Source organism: Pseudomonas sp. H2_A10 (genome assembly GCF_054680085.1).
Genome location: NZ_CP162821.1, coordinates 3,296,330 through 3,315,248, shown reverse-complemented (window position 1 = coordinate 3,315,248; position 18,919 = coordinate 3,296,330). Strand labels below are relative to the sequence as shown.

At 60.3% G+C, this 18,919-nt stretch carries 18 protein-coding genes and 1 pseudogene; 6 read left to right on the top strand and 13 right to left on the bottom strand.

Features of this window, described 5'->3' with window-relative positions; genetic code table 11:
* The first annotated feature begins 1 nt into the window (after window position 1).
* The 3 genes from AB4O23_RS15425 to tal are packed head-to-tail and all read left to right on the top strand — an operon-like array spanning window position 2 to window position 2,747.
* Window positions 2-802, top strand: a complete 801-nt coding sequence (locus tag AB4O23_RS15425; RefSeq protein WP_017527258.1) for an SDR family oxidoreductase — start codon at window positions 2-4, stop codon at window positions 800-802.
* A gap of 45 nt (window positions 803-847) precedes the next feature.
* Entirely contained in the window at window positions 848-1,801 is a 954-nt protein-coding gene (locus AB4O23_RS15420; RefSeq protein ID WP_017527257.1) for a sugar-binding transcriptional regulator, read from the top strand.
* 22 nt (window positions 1,802-1,823) lie between these two features.
* Window positions 1,824-2,747, top strand: a complete 924-nt coding sequence (gene tal / locus AB4O23_RS15415) for a transaldolase (protein WP_017527256.1) — start codon at window positions 1,824-1,826, stop codon at window positions 2,745-2,747.
* Here the strand turns inward: tal and AB4O23_RS15410 are convergent.
* The 4 genes from AB4O23_RS15410 to AB4O23_RS15395 form a co-directional block, all read right to left on the bottom strand.
* Window positions 2,744-3,259: a hypothetical protein gene (locus tag AB4O23_RS15410; protein ID WP_460084782.1), complete on the bottom strand. Its 516-nt coding sequence runs from the start codon at window positions 3,257-3,259 to the stop codon at window positions 2,744-2,746. The genes tal and AB4O23_RS15410 overlap by 4 nt on opposite strands.
* Window positions 3,249-3,713, bottom strand: coding sequence for a hypothetical protein (locus tag AB4O23_RS15405; RefSeq protein WP_460084785.1), 465 nt, complete (start codon window positions 3,711-3,713; stop codon window positions 3,249-3,251). Before AB4O23_RS15405 ends, AB4O23_RS15410 begins: the two co-directional genes overlap by 11 nt.
* A gap of 76 nt (window positions 3,714-3,789) precedes the next feature.
* Window positions 3,790-4,974 carry a sugar transporter gene (locus tag AB4O23_RS15400; protein ID WP_460106048.1) on the bottom strand — a complete coding sequence of 395 codons (1,185 nt, stop codon included), beginning with the start codon at window positions 4,972-4,974 and terminating at the stop codon, window positions 3,790-3,792.
* Window positions 4,975-5,061: 87 nt separating this feature from the next.
* On the bottom strand, window positions 5,062-6,060 hold the full coding sequence (locus AB4O23_RS15395) for a bile acid:sodium symporter family protein (RefSeq protein ID WP_017527253.1): 999 nt from the start codon (window positions 6,058-6,060) through the stop codon (window positions 5,062-5,064).
* 85 nt (window positions 6,061-6,145) lie between these two features.
* On the opposite strand from AB4O23_RS15395, the gene AB4O23_RS15390 reads away from it, so the two are divergent.
* Window positions 6,146-6,934, top strand: coding sequence for an AraC family transcriptional regulator (locus AB4O23_RS15390; RefSeq protein WP_017527252.1), 789 nt, complete (start codon window positions 6,146-6,148; stop codon window positions 6,932-6,934).
* Window positions 6,935-7,120: 186 nt separating this feature from the next.
* A complete protein-coding gene (locus tag AB4O23_RS15385) occupies window positions 7,121-7,552 on the top strand; it encodes a hypothetical protein (RefSeq protein WP_135196997.1) in 432 nt (143 codons plus the stop codon).
* Between the two features lie 51 nt (window positions 7,553-7,603).
* Here AB4O23_RS15385 and AB4O23_RS15380 read toward each other — a convergent pair whose 3' ends face one another.
* The 4 genes from AB4O23_RS15380 to AB4O23_RS15365 all read right to left on the bottom strand — a co-directional run bounded on the left by AB4O23_RS15380 (window position 7,604) and on the right by AB4O23_RS15365 (window position 12,397).
* Complete coding sequence (locus AB4O23_RS15380; RefSeq protein WP_137219754.1) at window positions 7,604-8,851, bottom strand: zinc-dependent alcohol dehydrogenase; 1,248 nt, start codon at window positions 8,849-8,851, stop codon at window positions 7,604-7,606.
* An 85-nt stretch (window positions 8,852-8,936) separates the two neighbouring features.
* On the bottom strand, window positions 8,937-10,055 hold the full coding sequence (locus AB4O23_RS15375; protein ID WP_068935779.1) for a carboxylate-amine ligase: 1,119 nt from the start codon (window positions 10,053-10,055) through the stop codon (window positions 8,937-8,939).
* A 6-nt stretch (window positions 10,056-10,061) separates the two neighbouring features.
* On the bottom strand, window positions 10,062-11,006 hold the full coding sequence (locus AB4O23_RS15370) for a methyltransferase (RefSeq protein ID WP_017527248.1): 945 nt from the start codon (window positions 11,004-11,006) through the stop codon (window positions 10,062-10,064).
* Window positions 11,007-11,017: 11 nt separating this feature from the next.
* A complete protein-coding gene (locus tag AB4O23_RS15365) occupies window positions 11,018-12,397 on the bottom strand; it encodes an iron-containing redox enzyme family protein (RefSeq protein ID WP_017527247.1) in 1,380 nt (459 codons plus the stop codon).
* Between the two features lie 817 nt (window positions 12,398-13,214).
* Between AB4O23_RS15365 and AB4O23_RS15360 the strand changes: the two genes are divergently transcribed.
* Window positions 13,215-13,709 (top strand): DUF6622 family protein, encoded by a 495-nt coding sequence (locus AB4O23_RS15360; RefSeq protein WP_080598133.1) that lies wholly within the window; start codon window positions 13,215-13,217, stop codon window positions 13,707-13,709.
* A 301-nt stretch (window positions 13,710-14,010) separates the two neighbouring features.
* Here AB4O23_RS15360 and AB4O23_RS15355 read toward each other — a convergent pair whose 3' ends face one another.
* The 5 genes and pseudogenes from AB4O23_RS15355 to AB4O23_RS15335 all read right to left on the bottom strand — a co-directional run bounded on the left by AB4O23_RS15355 (window position 14,011) and on the right by AB4O23_RS15335 (window position 18,916).
* Window positions 14,011-15,102: a bifunctional transcriptional activator/DNA repair enzyme AdaA gene (locus AB4O23_RS15355; protein ID WP_026067219.1), complete on the bottom strand. Its 1,092-nt coding sequence runs from the start codon at window positions 15,100-15,102 to the stop codon at window positions 14,011-14,013.
* Window positions 15,103-15,133: 31 nt separating this feature from the next.
* Window positions 15,134-15,433, bottom strand: a pseudogene (locus AB4O23_RS15350) (isocitrate lyase/phosphoenolpyruvate mutase family protein); the annotation flags it as partial.
* A 624-nt stretch (window positions 15,434-16,057) separates the two neighbouring features.
* Window positions 16,058-17,800, bottom strand: coding sequence for an ABC transporter substrate-binding protein (locus tag AB4O23_RS15345; protein WP_065877374.1), 1,743 nt, complete (start codon window positions 17,798-17,800; stop codon window positions 16,058-16,060).
* A 32-nt stretch (window positions 17,801-17,832) separates the two neighbouring features.
* Window positions 17,833-18,105 (bottom strand): DUF2160 domain-containing protein, encoded by a 273-nt coding sequence (locus tag AB4O23_RS15340; RefSeq protein ID WP_003232363.1) that lies wholly within the window; start codon window positions 18,103-18,105, stop codon window positions 17,833-17,835.
* 10 nt (window positions 18,106-18,115) lie between these two features.
* Entirely contained in the window at window positions 18,116-18,916 is an 801-nt protein-coding gene (locus AB4O23_RS15335; protein WP_017527242.1) for a carbohydrate ABC transporter permease, read from the bottom strand.
* Window positions 18,917-18,919 lie beyond the last annotated feature (3 nt).

Below are 18,919 nucleotides of genomic sequence, written 5' to 3'. Positions count from 1 at the left end.
CATGTCGCAACGATTCAGCGGTAAAACCATCGTTATCACCGGCGCCTGCCGAGGCATCGGCGCCGGCATCGCCGAGCGCTTCGCCAGTGAAGGCGCCCACCTGGTGCTGGCCTCCAACGACCTGGAGCGCGTAACCTTCACCGCCGACCAGTTGGCCCGTGAATATGGCGTGAGCACCCTCGCCCTCGGCATCGACGTGACCAACGAAAGCGATATCGAACGCCTCTACCGCGAAGGCCACGCGCGGTTTGGCAGTATCGACGTGTCGGTGCAGAACGCCGGCATCATCACCATCGACCACTACGACACCATGCCCCGCGCCGACTTCGACAAGGTGCTGCAGGTGAACACCACCGGCGTGTGGCTGGGTTGCCGGGAGGCGGCCAAGTACATGGTCAAGCAAGGCAGCGGACGCCTGATCAACACCTCGTCCGGCCAGGGCCGCCAGGGCTTCATCTACACGCCGCACTACGCCGCGAGCAAGATGGGCGTGATCGGCATCACCCAGAGCCTGGCCCTGGAGCTGGCGCGGCATAACATCACGGTGAATGCGTTCTGCCCCGGCATCATCGAAAGCGAGATGTGGGACTACAACGACCGCGTATGGGGCGAGATCCTCAGCACCGACGAAAAACGCTACGCCAAGGGTGAGTTGATGGCCGAATGGGTCAAGAACATCCCCCTGCGCCGCGCCGGCAAGCCCTCGGATGTCGCCGGGCTGGTGGCGTTCCTGGCGTCGGACGACGCAGCCTACCTGACCGGCCAGGCGATCAATATTGATGGCGGCCTGATCATGTCGTGAGGGTTTGGTATCCTCACGGCCATTGAGTCAACCACTGAGGCTTTCATGAGCCAGATCGAAGAACAGCGCCTGATCACCAAGATTGCGAGCCTCTATTACGAAGAAGGGCTCAAGCAGTCCGAAATTTCCACGCAACTGGACCTGTCCCAGTCCTTTATCAGCCGCGCCCTGCGCCGGGCGTTGCAGGAAGGCGTGGTGAAGATCAGCGTGATGCGCTTGCAAGGCCTGCATCTGGAGTTGGAGAACCAATTGCAACGCCGTTACGGCGTGCGCCGGGTGATCGTGGTGGAAGCCACCGAGCCCGGCAATGATGAAAGCATCAAGCAAGCCATCGGCTCAGCCGCCGCGCACTATCTTGAAACCAGCCTGTCGCCCCAGGACCGCATCGGCATTTCGTCGTGGAGCAGCACCATTCGCGCGATGGTCGGCCACCTGCATGCACAACCGGGCAAGCAAGGCGCCGAGGAAGTCGTGCAACTGCTCGGCGGCGTCGGCAACAAAGGCGCGTTCGAGGCCACCCTGCTCACCCAGCGCCTGGCCACCCTGCTCAATTGCCCGGCGTATTTACTGCCGTCGCAAAGTATCGAGCAATCGGTGCAGAGCAAGCAGCGCATCGTGCAGATGGAAGAGGTCAAGGAGGTGCTGCAACGCTTTGACAGCATCACCCTGGCGATTGTCGGCATCGGCGACCTGGAGCCCTCGCAACTGCTGCGCAACAGCGGCAATTACTACACTGAAGACATGCTGCGCCTGCTGGCCGAGCGCGGCGCGGTGGGCGATATCTGCCTGCGCTACTTCGACGCCCAGGGCAAGCCGGTGCTGGAGGAAGATGAAGAGTTCGTGGTGTCGGTGGCGCTGCCCAAGTTGCGCAACATCCACCGCGTGCTCGGCCTGGCCGGCGGGCTGAACAAGGTCCAGGCGATTCGTGGCGCGCTCACCGGCGGCTACCTCGACATCCTGGTCACCGACCTCGACACCGCCCAGGCCCTCAACCGCTAACCTTATTTGGAGACCGCCGCTCATGACGTCCAAACTCGAACAACTCAAGCAATTCACTACCGTGGTCTGCGACACCGGCGACCTGCAAGCCATCAGCCGCCTGCGCCCGGTGGACGCCACCACCAACCCTTCGCTGCTGCTCAAGGCCGCCGCCATCCCGGCATACGCCGAGTTGCTGCGCAATGCCGTCAGCGCGTCCAAGGGCGATGTCGACCTGGCCTGCGATCGTTTTGCGGTGGCGGTGGGCTGCGGCATCCTCAAGGTGATTCCGGGGCGTATCTCCACCGAAGTCGACGCGCGCCTGTCCTTCGATGAAGACGCGTTATGGGCCAAGGCCAACCAATTGATCGCCTTGTACGACCAGGCCGGTGTCAGCCGCGACCGCGTGCTGATCAAACTGGCCTCCACCTGGGAAGGTATCCGCACCGCCGAACGCCTGGAAAAAGCCGGCATCCAGACCAACCTGACCCTGCTGTTCTCCTTCGCCCAGGCCCAGGCCTGCGCCGATGCGGGGGTATTTTTGATCTCGCCGTTCGTGGGTCGCATCTACGACTGGTACCGCAAGCACACCGGCCTGGACTACACCGGCGCCGAAGACCCGGGCGTACAGTCGGTGACGCGCATCTACAACTACTACAAGGCCAACGCCATCCCGACCGTGGTCATGGGCGCAAGCTTTCGCACCCTCAGCCAGATCGAAGAACTGGCCGGTTGCGACCGCCTGACCATCAGCCCGGACCTGCTGCAAACGCTCGCTGACGACCATGGCCCGCTGGCGCGCAAACTGGTGCCGGGCACCGAGGGCGAGGCCCGTCAACCGCTGAGCGAAGCGCAGTTCCGCTGGGCCTCGAATGAAGACGCGATGGCCACCGAGAAACTGGCGGAAGGGATTCGCCAGTTTGCGCGGGACCAGGAGAAATTGGAGAAGGTGTTGGCTGGGCGTTAAGAAGCCGTTACCGAAGTGGGTTCGCCCACTTCTACAATCGCTTCCCCCTGCGCGACGTAGCAGAAGCCCGCAGCCTCCCAGTCGCGCCAGTCGGGTATCACCCCGGGGAGCCAGCATGAGTGAATGGGTTCAAGAGGGACCACTCGCCTGCCCTTTTTACCTCCAAGCTCGTACTTGAATTCTATATACCAACAAGCCTCCACTTTCCCGTCCTGCTCGACCGCCAGCGGGAGGTAAACCTGATCGTGGCATTGCTTGAGAGGCTCAAGCTGCCAGTCGGGCAGCATTTTTGCCCGGATATCGGCAAGCCGCTGGGTTTGCAGCGCAAGCAATACGTCGGGAAGCTGATCAAAACTGCACGAGCGAACACCTGCACCCTCTCCAACAAACGTGGAAAACCCCACCGACTCATGCGTGCCCGCGAGCGCGTCCATTTCACGACCGGTTCGGACGTGAAAAACCACCGCGCCCAAATCGAGCTTACCGTCCTTGATCACCGCGTCATCGGCCATATGGGCGAGGACGTAGAAGTGTGCTGGAAACACGGTCTGCTTGAGGTTTTTGTCCTCGATACAGTTCCAGCGACTGGTTTTCTTGATCCGCCAGCTGTTTGGCGACGCCGTGCTTTTTAATCTCCAGCGTAACGCCCCATGTCAGTTGCAGATCAAACACATCGCCATGGGGCTGCTGCCGGTAGAATCGCTCGATACTCTTGGTCAAATCACCGGGGCCAGGCGTTTCGGTAGTGAGTGACCTTACCGTGTCCCCAACGATTGCGTCGTTGTGGGCGATCAGGTGGCGGGCCACTAGGTATTCGATCAACACACCTCGTAGAACAGGGACCTCCATGTTGGAAAAGGCCCACGTCCAAAAATCCTTTGCCGTATAGGCAGTCCCTACATCCGCAAACGAAAAGCGGGTCTGCGCCTCAAGAAAACGCTTAAGTTCTTGTTCCTGCCTATCCATATCCACCACGCTCTCTCTAAAAATCCATGACTCGCTTTCGCATCCTATTGTCGGGGCCTATCCGCGAGTGCCGCACTCAAGCAGCGGCCACCCCCGTCCCAAACCGGCGAATCGCCAGGCAATACCCACCTAACGCCACCGCCGCCAGCAGCCCACCCGCCGCGCCGATCCAGGCGAAGCCGAAGTGGCTGCCGACCCAGCTGCCCATCAGGGCGCCGCCGCCGATGCCGATGTTGTAGATGCCGGAGAACATTGCCATGGCTACGTCGGTGGCGTCCGGTGCCAGCACCAGCACTTTGGACTGCATGGCCAGGCCGAAGCCCATGATCGCCATGCCCCAGAACATGCTCAGGATCACCAGGTAGGATTCGGCGCCGCTCAAGGGCAGCAACAGCGCCAGGCACGCCGCCAGGATAAACACCGCGCCCACCACGAACAGGTGGGGGTTGAAGCGGTGCACCAGGCTGAACAGTAGCGAGCCGATAATGCCCGCGCCGCCAAATACCAACAGGATCAAGGTGACCGCACTGCCCCCCAGGTCAGCGACGCCTTCGACGAAAGGTTCGATGTAGCTGTAGGCGGTGAATTGCGCGGTCACGGTCATCGCGGTGAGCACGTAGAGCGCCACCAGCGCCGGGCGCTTGAACAGCAGCGGCAGGCTGCGCAGCGAGCCGGAGTTCTGGCTCGGCAGTAGCGGCAAGGTGCGCGCCAGCCAGAACACCAGCCCGCCCGCAAACGCGGCGATCACCAGAAAGGTGGTGCGCCAGCCCATGGCCTCGCCCAGCAAGCGGCCGAGGGGAATGCCCAGGACCATCGCCAATGACGTGCCGGTAGCCAGCAGCCCCAGGGCTTGTACCTGTTTGCCCGCCGGCGCCAGGCGCACCGCGAGCGACGCCGTGATCGACCAGAACAGCGCATGGGACAACGCAATGCCGACGCGACTGACCATCAGCAGGCCAAAGCTGGTGGCCACGCTGGAGAGGATATGACTGGCGATAAACAGGCCGAACAGCACGATCAGCAACTTGCGGCGCTCGACGTTGCGGGTCAGCAACATCACCGGCAGCGAGGTCAGGGACACGATCCAGGCATAAATAGTCAGCATCAGGCCGACGCTGGACACCTGCATGTCGAAGCTGGCGCCGATGGCGCTGAGCAGCCCGACCGGCACGAATTCAGTGGTATTGAAGACGAACGCGGCCAGCGCGAGGGCGATGACCGGTTGCCAATTGGCTTGGGGAGTTGCGGCAGAAATGCTCATTGACGGGCGTCGTACTCAGTTCCTGCGCTGATCAATCCGGCCCAATGCCAGCCCTTGAGCAGCGCAGAAAAATAGTAACACGACGCTTCAAGGATCGACCTGCCCCATCAGCTCCGAAATCGCTTCCGGTCGCTGGGCATACCGCTGCGCCAACGCCGCACAGACCATCAACTGGATCTGGTGAAACAGCATCAACGGCAGGATCAATACGCCCATGGTTGCACCGGCAAACAGCACCTGGGCCATCGGTACGCCGGTGGCGAGACTCTTCTTCGAGCCGCAAAACAGGATGGTGATGCGATCTTCCTGGCTAAAGCCCAAAGCCTTGCCCAGCAAGGCGGACGCCATCAGCACCAGGGCCAGCAACACGCAACAGGCCACCACCAGGCCGCCCAGTTCCCACAGCGGGATCTGGTGCCAGATACCTTCATTGACCGCTTCGCTGAAGGCGCCGTAGACCACCAGCAGGATCGAGCCCTGGTCGACGAATTTGAGCCACGCTTTATTGCGGCCTACCCACTCGCCAATCCAACGACGAGCGATTTGCCCTGCGACAAATGGAAGCAGCAATTGCACGCTGATTTTCACAATGGCATCGAGGGTGTTGCCGCCGTCACCGTGCACATTCAGCAACAGCGTCACCAGCAACGGCGTGAGGAAGATACCAAACAGGCTCGACGCCGCCGCGCTGCAAATCGCCGCCGGGATATTGCCGCGCGCCAGCGAGGTGAAGGCAATCGCCGATTGCACCGTGGCCGGCAAGGCGCAGAGGTAGAGCATGCCCATGTACAGGTCGTTGCCGATCAGCGGCGACAGCACCGGCTTGAGCGCCAGGCCCAACAGCGGGAACAGCACAAAGGTCAGGCTGAACACCAGCAAGTGCAGGCGCCAGTGGCCGGCCCCGGCGACGATGGCCTGGCGTGACAGCTTGGCGCCATGCAGGAAAAACAGCAGCGCAATAGCCAGGTTGGTCACCCAGCCGAACGCCACGGCGGTCTGGCCGCTGGCGGGTAGCAGGGAGGCCAGGATCACCGTGGCGATCAGCGTCAGGGTGAAGTTGTCGGGCAGGAAACGGGGGCGAGTCATGAGCGAATCTTCCAGGGGTTGCCAAGAGCGTCACCGCGACTCTAACGTAACCGCTTGTTACCGACTAACGCCAATGAGCCAGTAAATGCCGCCCAAAGGACATGATAAAACCGTGCGCCGCAGCATTCCCGGGCTGTCCAGCCTGCCACGCCCGGTGTATGGGCGTACCGAATCGCTGCCCAACCGCGCGTTGACCCGTCGCCACAGCCATCCGTGGGTGCAATTGTCCTACGCGATTAGCGGGGTGCTGGAGATCCAGACCAGCGCCGGGCGCTTTGTCGCGCCGCCGCAACGCGCGGTATGGATTCCAGCGGGCATGCCGCACCGCGTCTACAGCGCGCCCCATACCGAGATGCGCAGCCTGTATCTGGATTGCAGCGTGACCGCCTGGGCGGTCGAGCAGTGTCATGTGCTGGAGGTGAGCAGCCTGTTGCGCGAGCTGATCCGCAGCTTCAGCGAACTGCCGGTGGAGTATGCCGAGGACGGCCCGGACGGGCGCCTGGCCCAGGTGATCCTCGACCAACTCGCCGCCGCGCCCCAGGTGGACCTGATGCTACCCCTGCCCCACGACGCCCGTTTACGGCAGATCTACCGCAGCCTCAACCTGCGCCCCGAGCAGCAGACCACCTTGGGGCAATGGAGCGAAAAACTGGGGCTCAGCGAAAAGACCCTCAGCCGCTTGTTTTTGAAAGACACCGGCCTGACCTTCCGCGCCTGGCGCCAGCGCTTGCGCCTGCTCAGCGCCCTGCCCGCCCTGGAACAAGGCGAACGGGTGACAGATGTGGCGCTGAACTGTGGGTATGAATCGACGTCGGCGTTTATCAATGCATTTCGCCAGCAGTTTGAGGCGACGCCGGGGGAGTTCTTTCGCTGACCTTACAGACGATGACGCCCCCCTGTGGGAGGGGGCTTGCTCCCGATAGCGGTGGGTCAGTTGAAAATAAGCCGACTGACCCACCGCCGGCGTCTCAATGGTTATGCAAATAATCCCCAAACCCGCGCGTGGCTGGTATTGTGCCGCGCTTTGAAAAACTGCGGTAAACCTGCGAGGAAATGGACGTTGAACACTGACGAAAAAATGACCGGGGACCTGTTCGAGGTGGATAAGCGCCTGTCACTCAAGCCCGTGATGGACTTCAACGCCTACCTGCGCAGCGCTTTCGGCGACGGCACCTGCACCTGCATCCGCTGCACCGCCGGCGGCGGTGATGAAAGCGGCTATGAGTTCCAGCACACGTTCAACTTCGACGGCAAACCCACCCACCGCCGCTTTGCCTCCACGGCGGGCAGTGATGTGCTGCTGGCGTTGAAGAAGGCGTGGTTGTCATACTCCAAGGCCGAGCTGCCGCTCAGTGGCGTTCTGGTGCTGGAGACGGTGAAGGAATTCGTCGAGCCGCAACTACACAAACGCCTGGCGCCGTTGTTTCTGGCCAGCGGGTTGGTCAAGGACGTGGACGGTGAGCTGCGCCTGCAGCCGCAAGCGACGGCCTGACACCAGGCCCCGATGTGGGAGCAGGCCCTCCCACATTCAGAGGTATTTGGCCTAGAAACCGGGTACGCCTTGTACGCGAAGGCCGGGGGTCGGTTCCGGCTCCAGCGGCTCGGTCAGCGGCCGATCCTCCATGCCCGGCACCAGAATCACCTTGCGGCACTGCTCCTCGCCTTTATCAAATACCTCGTAACCCCGCGCCGCCTGTTCCAGAGGCAGCCGGTGGGTGACGATCGCCTCCGGGTTCAGCCGCCCCAATTCGATATGCTCCAGCAACTGCGGTAGAAAGCGCTGCACGTGGGTCTGGCCCATCTTGAAGGTCAGGCCCTTGTCGAAGGCGTCGCCAAACATGAACCCGTGGATAAACCCGGCATACACCCCCGCCACACTGACCACCCCACCCCGGCGCACGGCGGCGATGCACTGGCGCAACGCCTTGCCGCTGCTGCCTTCGATCTTGAGGGTGGTGAGCAGGGTTTCGGTGGTGCTGCCCTTGGCTTCGAAACCCACCGCATCCACCACGCCGTCGACGCCGCGCATGCCTGCGGTCTGGCGGATGATCGTGTCGGCGGGGTCATCGTCGTCTTCGAAGTTGATCGGGATCACGCCGTACATCTGCTGCGCATACGCCAGCCGATACGGGTGATCGTCGACCATGAAGATTTGCTCGGCGCCCAACATTTGCGCGCACGCCGCACTCAGCAACCCGACCGGCCCGGCGCCATAGATCGCCACGCTGGAGCCTTGGCCGATGCCGGCGTTGGTCACAGCCTGCCAGGCGGTGGGCAGGATGTCGGAGAGAAACAGTACTTTTTCATCCGCCAGCACGCCGGGCACTTTGAACGGCCCGCTGTTGGCCTTGGGCACCCGCACCAGTTCGGCCTGGCCGCCCGGAACGCCGCCATACAGGCGGCTGTAGCCGAACAGCGCGGCGCCCGGTGGGATCGCCTTTTTATTCAGGATCGCACCGCGTCCGTCGTTGGTGGTTTCACAGGCCGCGAACTGCTGCAGTTGGCAAAAGAAACACTCGCCACAGGCAATCACGAACGGGATCACCACGCGGTCACCGCGTTGCACCGCCGTCACCCCTGGCCCGGTCTCTTCGACGATGCCCATGAATTCATGGCCGAAGATATCGCCATGCTCCACGGTGGGGATCTTGCCGCGGTACAGGTGCAGGTCCGAACCGCAGATAGCGGTGGCGGTGACCCGCAGAATGATGTCGTCGGGTTGCTCGATGATGGGGTCGGGAACGGTGTCCACCTGCACCTTATGGGCGCCTTGATAGGTCATGGCTCGCATGGGCTGCACTCCGGTTGTTGAGTAGCGTCATTCATTAGGGGCAGCGCTCATGGCGAGTGTTCCGTTGGCGTTCGCGGGCAGCCGATCAAAGGTCGCCACGGCTCTGGGCGAGCAAGCGGTCGACGACCTCTTGTAGGCCGGCATGCGCATCCGCGCCTTTGGCCGAGGCGTCTGCAAAACACCGCAGTTGATCGACCGCGCTGCTGCCCCGACGCAACAGCGCCAGGGCGTGGTCGAACACGGCGGGTTCACCCATGTTGGCGGCGGTCGTTCGAAACCGTCGCGAGGCCCGCTCCAACCATTGCTCGGCAGTGCCGGTGGCGCCCTCGTCGTCCAGCGCGAAGGCGCCCTGCGCGCCATAGCGCTTGGCCTGCCAACGGTTTTCCTGGAGCAGCCAACGCGTCTGCGCGGTAAACGTGGCGCCGGGCCGAGCCATGCCGCAGGCATGGGTGACCATCACACGAAACAGCGTGGCCAGGGTGAGCGCATCCTCCAGCCGGGGGCATGCATCCGTCATGCGCAACTCAAGGGTGGGATAACGCGCCGCCGGGCGAATGCCCCACCAGCCGTTGCCGTCGGCCTTGATCACACCCATGCGCCGCAGCAATCCCAAATACCGCTGGTAGGCCGCCCAGTCCTCGAAATGCTCCGGTACCCCCATGCGCGGCCACTCATCGCAAGCGGCCTGGCGGTAACTCATGAAGCCACTGGGCGCCCCCTCCCAGAACGGCGACGAGCAACTGAGCAACAATAACAACGGCAGCCACGGCGAGACCTCGTTCATCACCGCAATGCGATCGAGCTGCTCCGGCACCTGCACATGCACATGCAAACCGCACAACACGCTGCGGCGCGCCACCTGCTGAACGTCCTCGAACAACTGCTCGAAATGCGCGTGCACCGTGGGCGTCTGCTCGCGCCAGGCGGCCAGCGGATGGCTGCCGGCGCAGACGATGCCCAGGCCGAAGTCGCCGAGCGATTGCGCCAGGTTATGCCGCACGGTCGCCAGGTAATCGGCGGCGTCGCGGCTGGCCTTGAACACCGGCGACGCCACTTCGATCTGCCCCTGGAACATTTCGAAGGCAAACCCCGCGCCTATCGCCCGCTGACAGGCCGTCAACACCGCTGCCGGCGGCTCGCTGAGCATTCGGCGGCTGTGCAGGTCGGTGATGAAGTATTCCTCTTCGATGCCGAAGGTGAGCATGGGCCGTCAACGCAACCGGGTGACGGTGAGCGCGACCACGGCGATCCGTTCGACGCGCTCATAGCCAGGTTTATCGAGTTCTTCGCCGAAGACGTCAGGGTCCAGTTCGCGGTAGGTCCAGCCGTAGGCGTCGCTGGCCAGCAAGGGCCTGACCGCCTCCAGGAACGGATCCTCGCCCGCGACCATCGCCACGCCGGTATACAGCACCAGGCTGCCACCCAGGGCCAGGCGCCCGAGGGATTCACTGACGATGCGCACCGACAGTTGCTCCCCCAATGCACCGCCGCCATGCCGGTAGGCGCGCTGCCGATCGTCGTTCATGTAGGGCGGGTTGGCGACGATCAAGTCGAATGAACCTTGCAGGCTCGCCAGCAGGTCGCTCTGGTACACACTGACGTTGCCCAGGCCGGCCAACTCGGCGTTCACCGCCGTCATACGCAGGGCGCGCGGGTTGATGTCCACCGCCACCACCTGCGCATCAGGCCGTGCATGGGCAATGACCAGCGCGCCCACGCCCGCGCCGCAGCCGATGTCGACCGCGCATTTGAGCGGCTCGAAACGCTGTTGCAGATGGGCTTCGATCACCTGCGCAAAACGATAGCTGTCAGGCCCGAAAAACACCGCGTCCGCTTGAGTGGTGGGGTACGGCGAATGGGCGAACAGCAGGTCCCCAAGGCTCGACCAGCGCACGTTACTGCGCCACAGCGCGTCGTGTTTTTCGATCACATCCGCTTGCTGCAACTCATCGCGAAACGCGGCGGGCAGCAGGTCATTGTCAAACGGCATCGACCAGCCGAACACATCGCGCACGTTCATCGCCAGCGGTGTCCCCAGGCGCCGGTACACCCGCTCGTGGGTCAAAGGGGTGGGGGTGATGAACCGGTAGCCACTTTCTTTCAAGCCCCTGCCCAGGTTCAGTAAGGCGCGGTCGGCGAGTTGTTGTGCGGACATGGGGTCGCTCCTTAGCGTAGACGCGTGCGCAGCTGGATAAAACGGCGGGTGGCGTACAGACCGGCCGGGGTGCAATGACGGCGGGCGGACAGCCACGGGATCAGCGCCTGCAGCTGCTGCTCGTCGGTCAGGTTGTACAGCGCGTTCACCAAGGCCTGGGTGTCCGGGTCGGTGGGGCGCTGTTGCTCGCGGGAAAACGGGCTGCCGCGTCCAGGCCTGGCGGGTGGCACGCGTTGGTCGCTGGCCCACTCCCCGGCAATCCAATCGTGCAGCAGTTGTTTTTCATAGCCGCTGAACACGCCGAACATCGCCGCGCCGGCGCCCTCGATCAACTGCCAGAAACGGCTGTCGGCGGGGTCCTGGTTCAGTCGGATCCAGCCCTTGTCTTGCAGGGCCTGGAGAAACCCGGGGATTTGCCCCGGCGTGGTCAGCCACTGATTGACGGTCTTGCCTTCGAAGCGGCAATAGTCCGAATGCATGTGCTGGCCGAAAGTGCGCTTGCGTTCGAGCATCGCCACCACTTCGTCGTGCAGGTTGAAACGCTCGATCACGGCCGTGGTGCCCGGCCCGAGATCGTTGAGACGGTAGCCCTGGGCCACACGCTGATAGAACTGCGCCCTGCCCTCGCCCAGCGGCAGCAGGTTCAGCACCGACTGCGCCGCCTTGCAGGCGTGGCCGCTGCTGGCATTGTCGATGGTCACGTGAAGCGTGAAGTAATAAGGGTCGATGCCCAACTCACTCAGTTCATACGCGCTGATCAACAGGTGCAGCGGCAGCTGTTCGTAGCCCAGGTTGTAGCCGATCACCTCCGGCAAGAACTCTTCGGCGCACAGGCCCAAGGCCATTTGCAGGGCGCCTTGCACATAGTGCTCATCCTCAAGGCCGGCATCGCTGTCAGCATCGTGTTCGCTGAGCAACTTGCGGTAGATCACCACATGATTCTGCGCGGCCTCACCGTCGCCCAACTCTTCGAGATAGGTGGTGATCAGGCCGTCGAAACGCTGGTCTTGCCAGTGGTGCAGTAAACCGTACAGCCAGGCGCCATCCACCTGTTTGGTCGGGGCCACGCGTTGCAGCACATACAGCGCATGGGCTTTGTTGCGAAAGTAACGACGTGGTCGGCCTTGCTGGCGTTGTTCAAGGTACTCGGCGTAGGCCTGGGCGACGACGGCGCAGCGCTGTTCGACCCAGGCACACAAATGCTGCGGTTCGTCGGGCAGCTCGTTGGCCGCGTGCCGAACCTGCGCCAACTGCGCTTGCAGAAACTCGCGCGCCAGCGCGCCGGCGTCCGGCACTTCGTCATACAGCTGTTGATAGACTCGCTGATACTCACCGTAGCCCGAGTGATGCACAGAGGCCGGCTGGCCCGACAGCGCCGTTAGTAGCGTCATGATGGCAGTTCCCGCAATGTCCTATACAACCCGGCCTTCTTGCATGAAGGCCCCGCAAGAGCGCTCGCCGTGCGGCGCTTCTATAGGAAAGAGCATGGGCAGGTGGGGAAAATTCAATTGGGTTTGGGAGGGTGGGGATAGGCGGTCAATGGGTGAAGCGCGCAGGGGACTGTTTGCTGTTGCTTTGGCTGTTGCTTTTGATTGTGATCTCAGGCGCCCCGTCAAACACGCTGGCCGTAATTCGACATTGATTTGGGGTAAACCGGCAGGGATGCCGGTTTAGCCGCCCCGCGCCATGAATGGCGCGTGGTGGCGGCCCCTCAAATCAATGTCGGATTACGGGCACACCGAGCCTGGGCGAGGTGCCGAGTGTTGGGGCAAGAGCGTTTTGCTTACTTTTGCACTTTTCAAAAGTGAGCCGCTGTAAAAGCGGAACCCATATCAGCCGTTACCGCAGCAACGGATATGTACTCAGTCAGATCCAAAAAATAGGCGCCTGACAAGCAGCCATCGGGAGCAAGTGGGTTTGGCTATGTTTTCCTATTCACCAGGCATTGATGTTTCCAAGGACAGCCTTGAAGCTCGAGTTCATCAGGTTGACGTTGGGGTAAATTGCGCTAACGGTAAGCGGGTGGTGAATACGCCTTGACGAGGCCTTAAACGCGTCTGTTTGTCTGTTTGGTTGTCGGTTAACATCGCGCTACGAAATCCATTAATACTCTCAGCGTGCTAGCTCCCAGACAAGCTTTTACGTGACTGCGCCCCCAAGCTGATGTAAGCATAAAGTCACGAAAGAGTGACAAGGACTCCAAAGGCGATGCTTGAAATTCTACAAGGTACCCCCCTCTGGGTTTTCGGCGTTTTTCTACTGATCTGTTATTACGGAGTCAAAGCTCTACGGCCTACCCGAGAGAGCCCGACCTTTCTGCTTATTACACCTTGTATCTTTGTATTTTGGTCACTTTTTTCACTTAACTACAGCGGTCATCTCACGATGACGTTAAGCGCGTGGTTAACAGGTATAGCTGTAGGGAGCGCCACTGCATTATTGTTGTTCCCTACGCGTTGCCTAACTCTTGACGATGCCGGAAGGCGACTTGTCGTGCCGGGGACTTGGAAAATTCTCGCGATATACCTGCTTTTCTTTGCCGTGAGATATTTTATTGGCTATCAAGCAGCCGTTCATCCCGAGCGCTCGAATGATGTCCAAATCCTCTTAATCGCCTGCACTGTATCGGGATTTACCGTAGGTCTTTTTTGCGGTCGTGCTACAAGCTTTTACCGTAAATGGTTAGAGCTTCGTGTTATCTAATAGCTCGGCCTCAATCACCGCGATATCAGTATCGATCAGGTCAAGCAGGCCGGCCTGATCAGGACTCATCTGCTCACTGCGCTTGGCAAACTTCAAACGCTTGAGCTATGCGGCTTGCGGGATGGCGCTTGAACCAAGGTTAGTTTCATTGGCCAGGCGTCCATCGTGGGACGGAGGTCGAACTCGACCCCGAACAACTACGCACACTGGCTGCGCAGTTGATGCCCAAGGTCGACACCCAAGGAGCTTTACAAAAGACGCGCTGAGGAGTCTTTGTGTCTGCGTATATTCTGACTAGCAACTAACTCAACAGGAGTTCGTTCTGTTGAGTCATCTGCAAAGCAGTTTTTTCCAAATGCAGTAAAAACTCTTTCCGGGGCTGTCCTCCGCCATATCCGGCGAGTGCACCATTTGTCGCTATGACACGGTGACAGGGGACGACAATGGATAAGCGATTGTGTCCATTTGCATTGCCCACTGCTTGGCTTGCACCTGGCTTACCGATGCCCCTAGCGATGGCACCGTAGCTTGAAATAGTTCCATAGTCGATTTTTAGAAGCTCTGCCCACACAAGCCTGTCAAAAGAGCTGCCTGGCATATGGAGCGGTACTGAAAACCTTTTTAGCTTTCCATCAAAATAAAGTTTTAATTGAACTTCGATCTGCTTGATGTAGACATGCTCACCAGGTGCGATTGAATACCCATGACGCCCACGCAGTTCGTTTAATTCAGCGGTTAGGGCCGGGCGGTCAAGAAATTCGAGGAGTACCAAACCTCGCTCCTCTGCCATGGCGATCATTGGGCCCAACGGTGTAGTCAAATGGCGATATAGCAGGAGCGACGTTTCAGCTGCCTTACCAGGGGGCATCTGAAATGTTTTTTTGAAAGCATCTCTAAAGCCACTCAATGACTCGTACCCTAAGTCAAATGCGGTGTTATCCAGCGTTTCGCCCGAAGAAATCCGGCCTAGGGCAACACCGAGCCTTCTAGAACGGATCCATGCATGAAAAGTCATGCCAAAATTTTGTTTGAACCACCTGCGTAAGCGTAACGGATCGATACCACGCGTAGTTAGGTCAGCATCACTCCAGCGAGCGTCAGGTGATGCAGATACAGAGGCCAGTAGCGCCTTGACCCAATCTGGCGCGCAAGCTGCGAGATCCAATGGCTTGCATCGTAAGCAAGGCCGATAACCTGCTGCCATCGCTTCGTTAGCCTGCGAAAAAAACTCTACATTCTCGGGCTTTGGCTTACGTGCACTACATGTAGGGCGGCAAAAAATACCTGTAGTTTTGACAGCAGTGAAAAAAACGCCCTCATAGGCGGTATCACTGCATAGCATCGCATTCACCATCTCGCTTCTGGGCGGAAGAGCGTGATTGTAAGATCTCATGACCGTAGCCTCGTCATCGAATGGGTGTAAAAATCGCTTTCGAGATGCGGGAAACAGCGGCGAGGTCGTCGCAATAGCCCCCTTCGACATCGACCGTGAGGGGAACTGTAAGCACTCGAACCATTGACTCAACTGTAGTAGTCAGCAGTTTTAGGGGAAGTTGATTGCCATCTTGGTATCCATGCGCCCAAGCAACGGCGGCGCTGCTGGTCGCGATTGCCTTACTCCCAACACTTTCGACAATACGTGCGCTGCCAGCATCGCTCACGTTGGCGAGTACCAACAAATTAGCTGGGTGAAGTTTGCGGAAAACCGCACTTAGTGGCGTCATTCAGTGGTACCCCGGTGAGAGAAGACAGGTGCAGATCGCGCTATCGTAAGCTGACTGCAGCGACGTCTCCACCGAGAAATCGACAGTGATTTAAGAGCTAGCGAATATAGTTTTTGCGGGTTAGGGAGGGGTGAATACCTAAGCAAAAGCGTGCTGAAAGACGTTGCCGTACACATCCAGTCATCGCAGGGATCGGATAGATGACTTCCCCGGACGCTTACCTTCGCTCAGCAGAGGGACGATAACAAAAGGCGCCTGAAAACAGCCTCCTGCGGCGAAGTAACCGGCTTTGCAGAGCCATATCGACTACTTGAGCAAGGCTGTGAACGCGATAGAGCAGCTGATTCGCGAAAGCGTCAACAGGCTAGACCGCGAAAAGGTCGAACGCCTGCTCAGTTAGGGGCATCGGGCTCATTTACGGCGGCTAGCCTAAATCGGCAGCGATGTGTGGTTGAAGGTCACACGGCTTGAGAGCTGTGGGAGCTTGGCTGTCTTAAAAAGCGATGCCAACGTTAGGGTCATCCAGACAGTTGCTCCCACATTTAGATTTCTGCCAGCTTCTCCAAGCCAGCAACTTGGCCTGAACGGCACGCTAGCGTGCCATTCAGGCCTTTCCCGCCGCGTTTACTTACGCGCCGCCTCCCACGATTTGAGCAGGTCGCTGTAGGTCACCGTCTCGCCTTTAGGCTTCTCGTTGGCCAGTTTCGGCTTCGGCGCACCCGGTTGGTCGAACCAGTATTGCGCGTCACGCTCGGGGTTCATTTTCGGGCCGCACACCGGTTGCACCTTGGAGCGTTCCAGGCGCGTCATGATCGCGTCCTGTTCCTTGGCCAGGTTGTCCAGCGCCTGTTGCGGGGTTTTTTCGCCGCTGGCGGCGGCGGCGATATTGCTCCACCACAGTTGCGCCAGGCGCGGGTAGTCCGGCACGTTGGTGCCGGTCGGGGTCCATTCCACCCGTGCCGGGCTGCGGTAGAACTCCACCAGGCCGCCGAGTTTGGGCGCCATGTCGGTCATGGCTTGGGAATTGATGTCGGACTCACGAATCGGCGTCAGGCCGACGATGGTTTTCTTCAGCGACACGGTTTTGGAGGTCACGAACTGCGCATACAGCCAAGCCGCGAGTTTCTGTTTTTCCGGCGTCGACTTGAGGAAGGTCCAGGAGCCTACGTCCTGATAGCCCTTCTTCATGCCCTTTTCCCAGTAAGGTCCGACAGGCGATGGTGCCATGCGCCATTTCGGCGTGCCGTCGGCGTTCACCACCGGCAGACCTGCTTTGGTCATGTCGGCGGTAAACGCGGTGTACCAGAAGATCTGCTGGGCGATATTGCCCTGGGACGGCACCGGGCCGGATTCGGAGAAGGTCATGCCCGCCGCTTCCGGTGGCGCGTAGGCTTTCATCCAATCCACGTATTTTTGCGTGGCAAATACAGCGGCCGGGCCGTTGGTGTCGCCGCCGCGGGTGACGCTGGAGCCCACCGGGTGGCAGTCCTCCACGCGGATGCCCCACTCGTCCACCGGCAGGCCGTTGGGCAACCCCTTGTCGCCGCCACCGGCCATGGAGAACCACGCATCGGTGAAGCGCCAGCCCAGGGACGGGTCTTTCTTGCCGTAGTCCATGTGCCCGTAGATACGCTTGCCGTCGATTTCCTTGACGTCTTCGGTGAAGAACTTGGCGATGTCTTCATAGGCCGACCAGTTCACCGGCACGCCGAGGTCGTAGCCGTACTTTGCCTTGAACTTGGCTTTGAGCTCCGGACGCTCGAACCAGTCGGCGCGGAACCAGTAGAGGTTGGCGAACTGCTGGTCGGGCAACTGGTAGATCTTGCCGTCCGGCGCGGTGGTGAACGACAGGCCGATAAAGTCCTTGAGGTCGAGGGTCGGCGAGGTGAAGTCTTTGCCTTCGTTAGCCATCAGGTCGGTGATGGATTCGGTCTTGCCGTAGCGAAAGTGCGTGCCGATCAGGTCCGAGTCGTTGACCCAGCCATCATAGATATTTTTGTCGGACTGCATTTGGGTTTGCAGCTTTTCCACCACGTCGCCTTCCTGCAGCAGGTCGTGGGTCAGCTTGATCCCGGTGATTTCCGTGAAGGCCTTGGCCAGCACCTTGGATTCGTACTCGTGGGTGGTGAGGGTTTCCGACACCACGTTGATCTTCATCCCACGGAACGGTTCCGACGCTTTGATAAACCATTTCAACTCTTCGAGCTGTTGGGCTTCGGTGAGAGTGGACGGTTTGAACTCGCTGCCGATCCATTTTTTCGCGGCATCTTCATACGCATCGGCCCACGCCGTGGCGCTCAAACCGCTGAGGGCCAGTACGGCGGCCAATGAAATGCTATGTCGCAGCTTATTGTTTTTATTCAACATAGAGACCTCCTGGGGGTTTATTCATAAGGGCATTAGCCCCAACGCATCACGCTCAACAGCCATACCAGGGACAGCGCGGACGCCACCCAGATGCTCCAGTCGGTAACGCCGATAACCAGCAAATGCAGGTAGGCGCTGCCGAGAAGACCGATAAACAGGCGATCACCACGGGTGGTGCTGATCGGTAGAAACCCACGCCGAGGGATGCTCGGCGAACGCAGTTCCCAGGTGGTCATGCCCGCCAGAATCAGCGCGATGCCGCCAAAGAACAGTGCAGTGGGGGTGGTCCAGGCCATCCATTCCATCATCGACTCCTCAGACCCGGCCCAGGGCAAAGCCCTTGGCCACGTGGTTGCGAACAAACCAGATCACCAGCATGCCGGGCAGGATGGTCAACACCCCCGCCGCCGCCAGCACGCCCCAATCGATCCCCGATGCCGACACCGTGCGCGTCATGACCGCCGCGATGGGCTTGGCGTTGACCGAGGTCAGCGTGCGCGCCAGCAGCAGCTCGACCCAGGAAAACATGAAGCAGAAAAACGCGGTGACGCCGATGCCGGAGCCGATCAACGGGATGAAAATCTTCACGAAAAACTTGGGAAACGAGTAGCCGTCAATGTAGGCGGTTTCGTCGATTTCCTTGGGCACGCCAGACATGAAACCTTCCAGAATCCACACCGCCAACGGCACATTGAACAGGCAATGCGCCAGGGCCACCGCGATATGGGTATCGAACAGGCCGATGGACGAATACAACTGGAAGAACGGCAGCAAGAACACCGCCGGCGGCGCCATGCGGTTGGTCAACAGCCAGAAGAACAGGTGCTTGTCGCCCAGGAAGCGGTAGCGCGAGAAGGCATAGGCTGCCGGCAGCGCCACGGTCAGGGAGATCACCGTGTTCAGGCTCACGTAGTACAGCGAGTTGAGGTAGCCGGTGTACCAGCTCGGGTCGGTGAAGATCACCTTGTAGTTGGCCAGGGTGAAATCCTGCGGAAACAGTGTCAGCCCGCCGAGGATTTCGGTGTTGCTCTTGAAGGACATGTTCAGCAGCCAGTAGATCGGCACCAGCAGGAACAGGATGTAGATCAGCAGCGGTACGACTTTGCGCTTACTCATGTT

Coding starts and splice junctions, on each gene's coding strand:
- AB4O23_RS15425 (WP_017527258.1), top strand. CDS start 2: ATGTCGCAACGATTCAGCGGTAAAACCATCGTTATCACCGGCGCCTGC.
- AB4O23_RS15420 (WP_017527257.1), top strand. CDS start 848: ATGAGCCAGATCGAAGAACAGCGCCTGATCACCAAGATTGCGAGCCTC.
- tal (WP_017527256.1), top strand. CDS start 1,824: ATGACGTCCAAACTCGAACAACTCAAGCAATTCACTACCGTGGTCTGC.
- AB4O23_RS15410 (WP_460084782.1), bottom strand. CDS start 3,259: ATGGCCGATGACGCGGTGATCAAGGACGGTAAGCTCGATTTGGGCGCG.
- AB4O23_RS15405 (WP_460084785.1), bottom strand. CDS start 3,713: ATGGATAGGCAGGAACAAGAACTTAAGCGTTTTCTTGAGGCGCAGACC.
- AB4O23_RS15400 (WP_460106048.1), bottom strand. CDS start 4,974: ATGAGCATTTCTGCCGCAACTCCCCAAGCCAATTGGCAACCGGTCATC.
- AB4O23_RS15395 (WP_017527253.1), bottom strand. CDS start 6,060: ATGACTCGCCCCCGTTTCCTGCCCGACAACTTCACCCTGACGCTGATC.
- AB4O23_RS15390 (WP_017527252.1), top strand. CDS start 6,146: ATGCCGCCCAAAGGACATGATAAAACCGTGCGCCGCAGCATTCCCGGG.
- AB4O23_RS15380 (WP_137219754.1), bottom strand. CDS start 8,851: ATGCGAGCCATGACCTATCAAGGCGCCCATAAGGTGCAGGTGGACACC.
- AB4O23_RS15375 (WP_068935779.1), bottom strand. CDS start 10,055: ATGCTCACCTTCGGCATCGAAGAGGAATACTTCATCACCGACCTGCAC.
- AB4O23_RS15370 (WP_017527248.1), bottom strand. CDS start 11,006: ATGTCCGCACAACAACTCGCCGACCGCGCCTTACTGAACCTGGGCAGG.
- AB4O23_RS15365 (WP_017527247.1), bottom strand. CDS start 12,397: ATGACGCTACTAACGGCGCTGTCGGGCCAGCCGGCCTCTGTGCATCAC.
- AB4O23_RS15360 (WP_080598133.1), top strand. CDS start 13,215: ATGCTTGAAATTCTACAAGGTACCCCCCTCTGGGTTTTCGGCGTTTTT.
- AB4O23_RS15355 (WP_026067219.1), bottom strand. CDS start 15,102: ATGAGATCTTACAATCACGCTCTTCCGCCCAGAAGCGAGATGGTGAAT.
- AB4O23_RS15345 (WP_065877374.1), bottom strand. CDS start 17,800: ATGTTGAATAAAAACAATAAGCTGCGACATAGCATTTCATTGGCCGCC.
- AB4O23_RS15340 (WP_003232363.1), bottom strand. CDS start 18,105: ATGGAATGGATGGCCTGGACCACCCCCACTGCACTGTTCTTTGGCGGC.
- AB4O23_RS15335 (WP_017527242.1), bottom strand. CDS start 18,916: ATGAGTAAGCGCAAAGTCGTACCGCTGCTGATCTACATCCTGTTCCTG.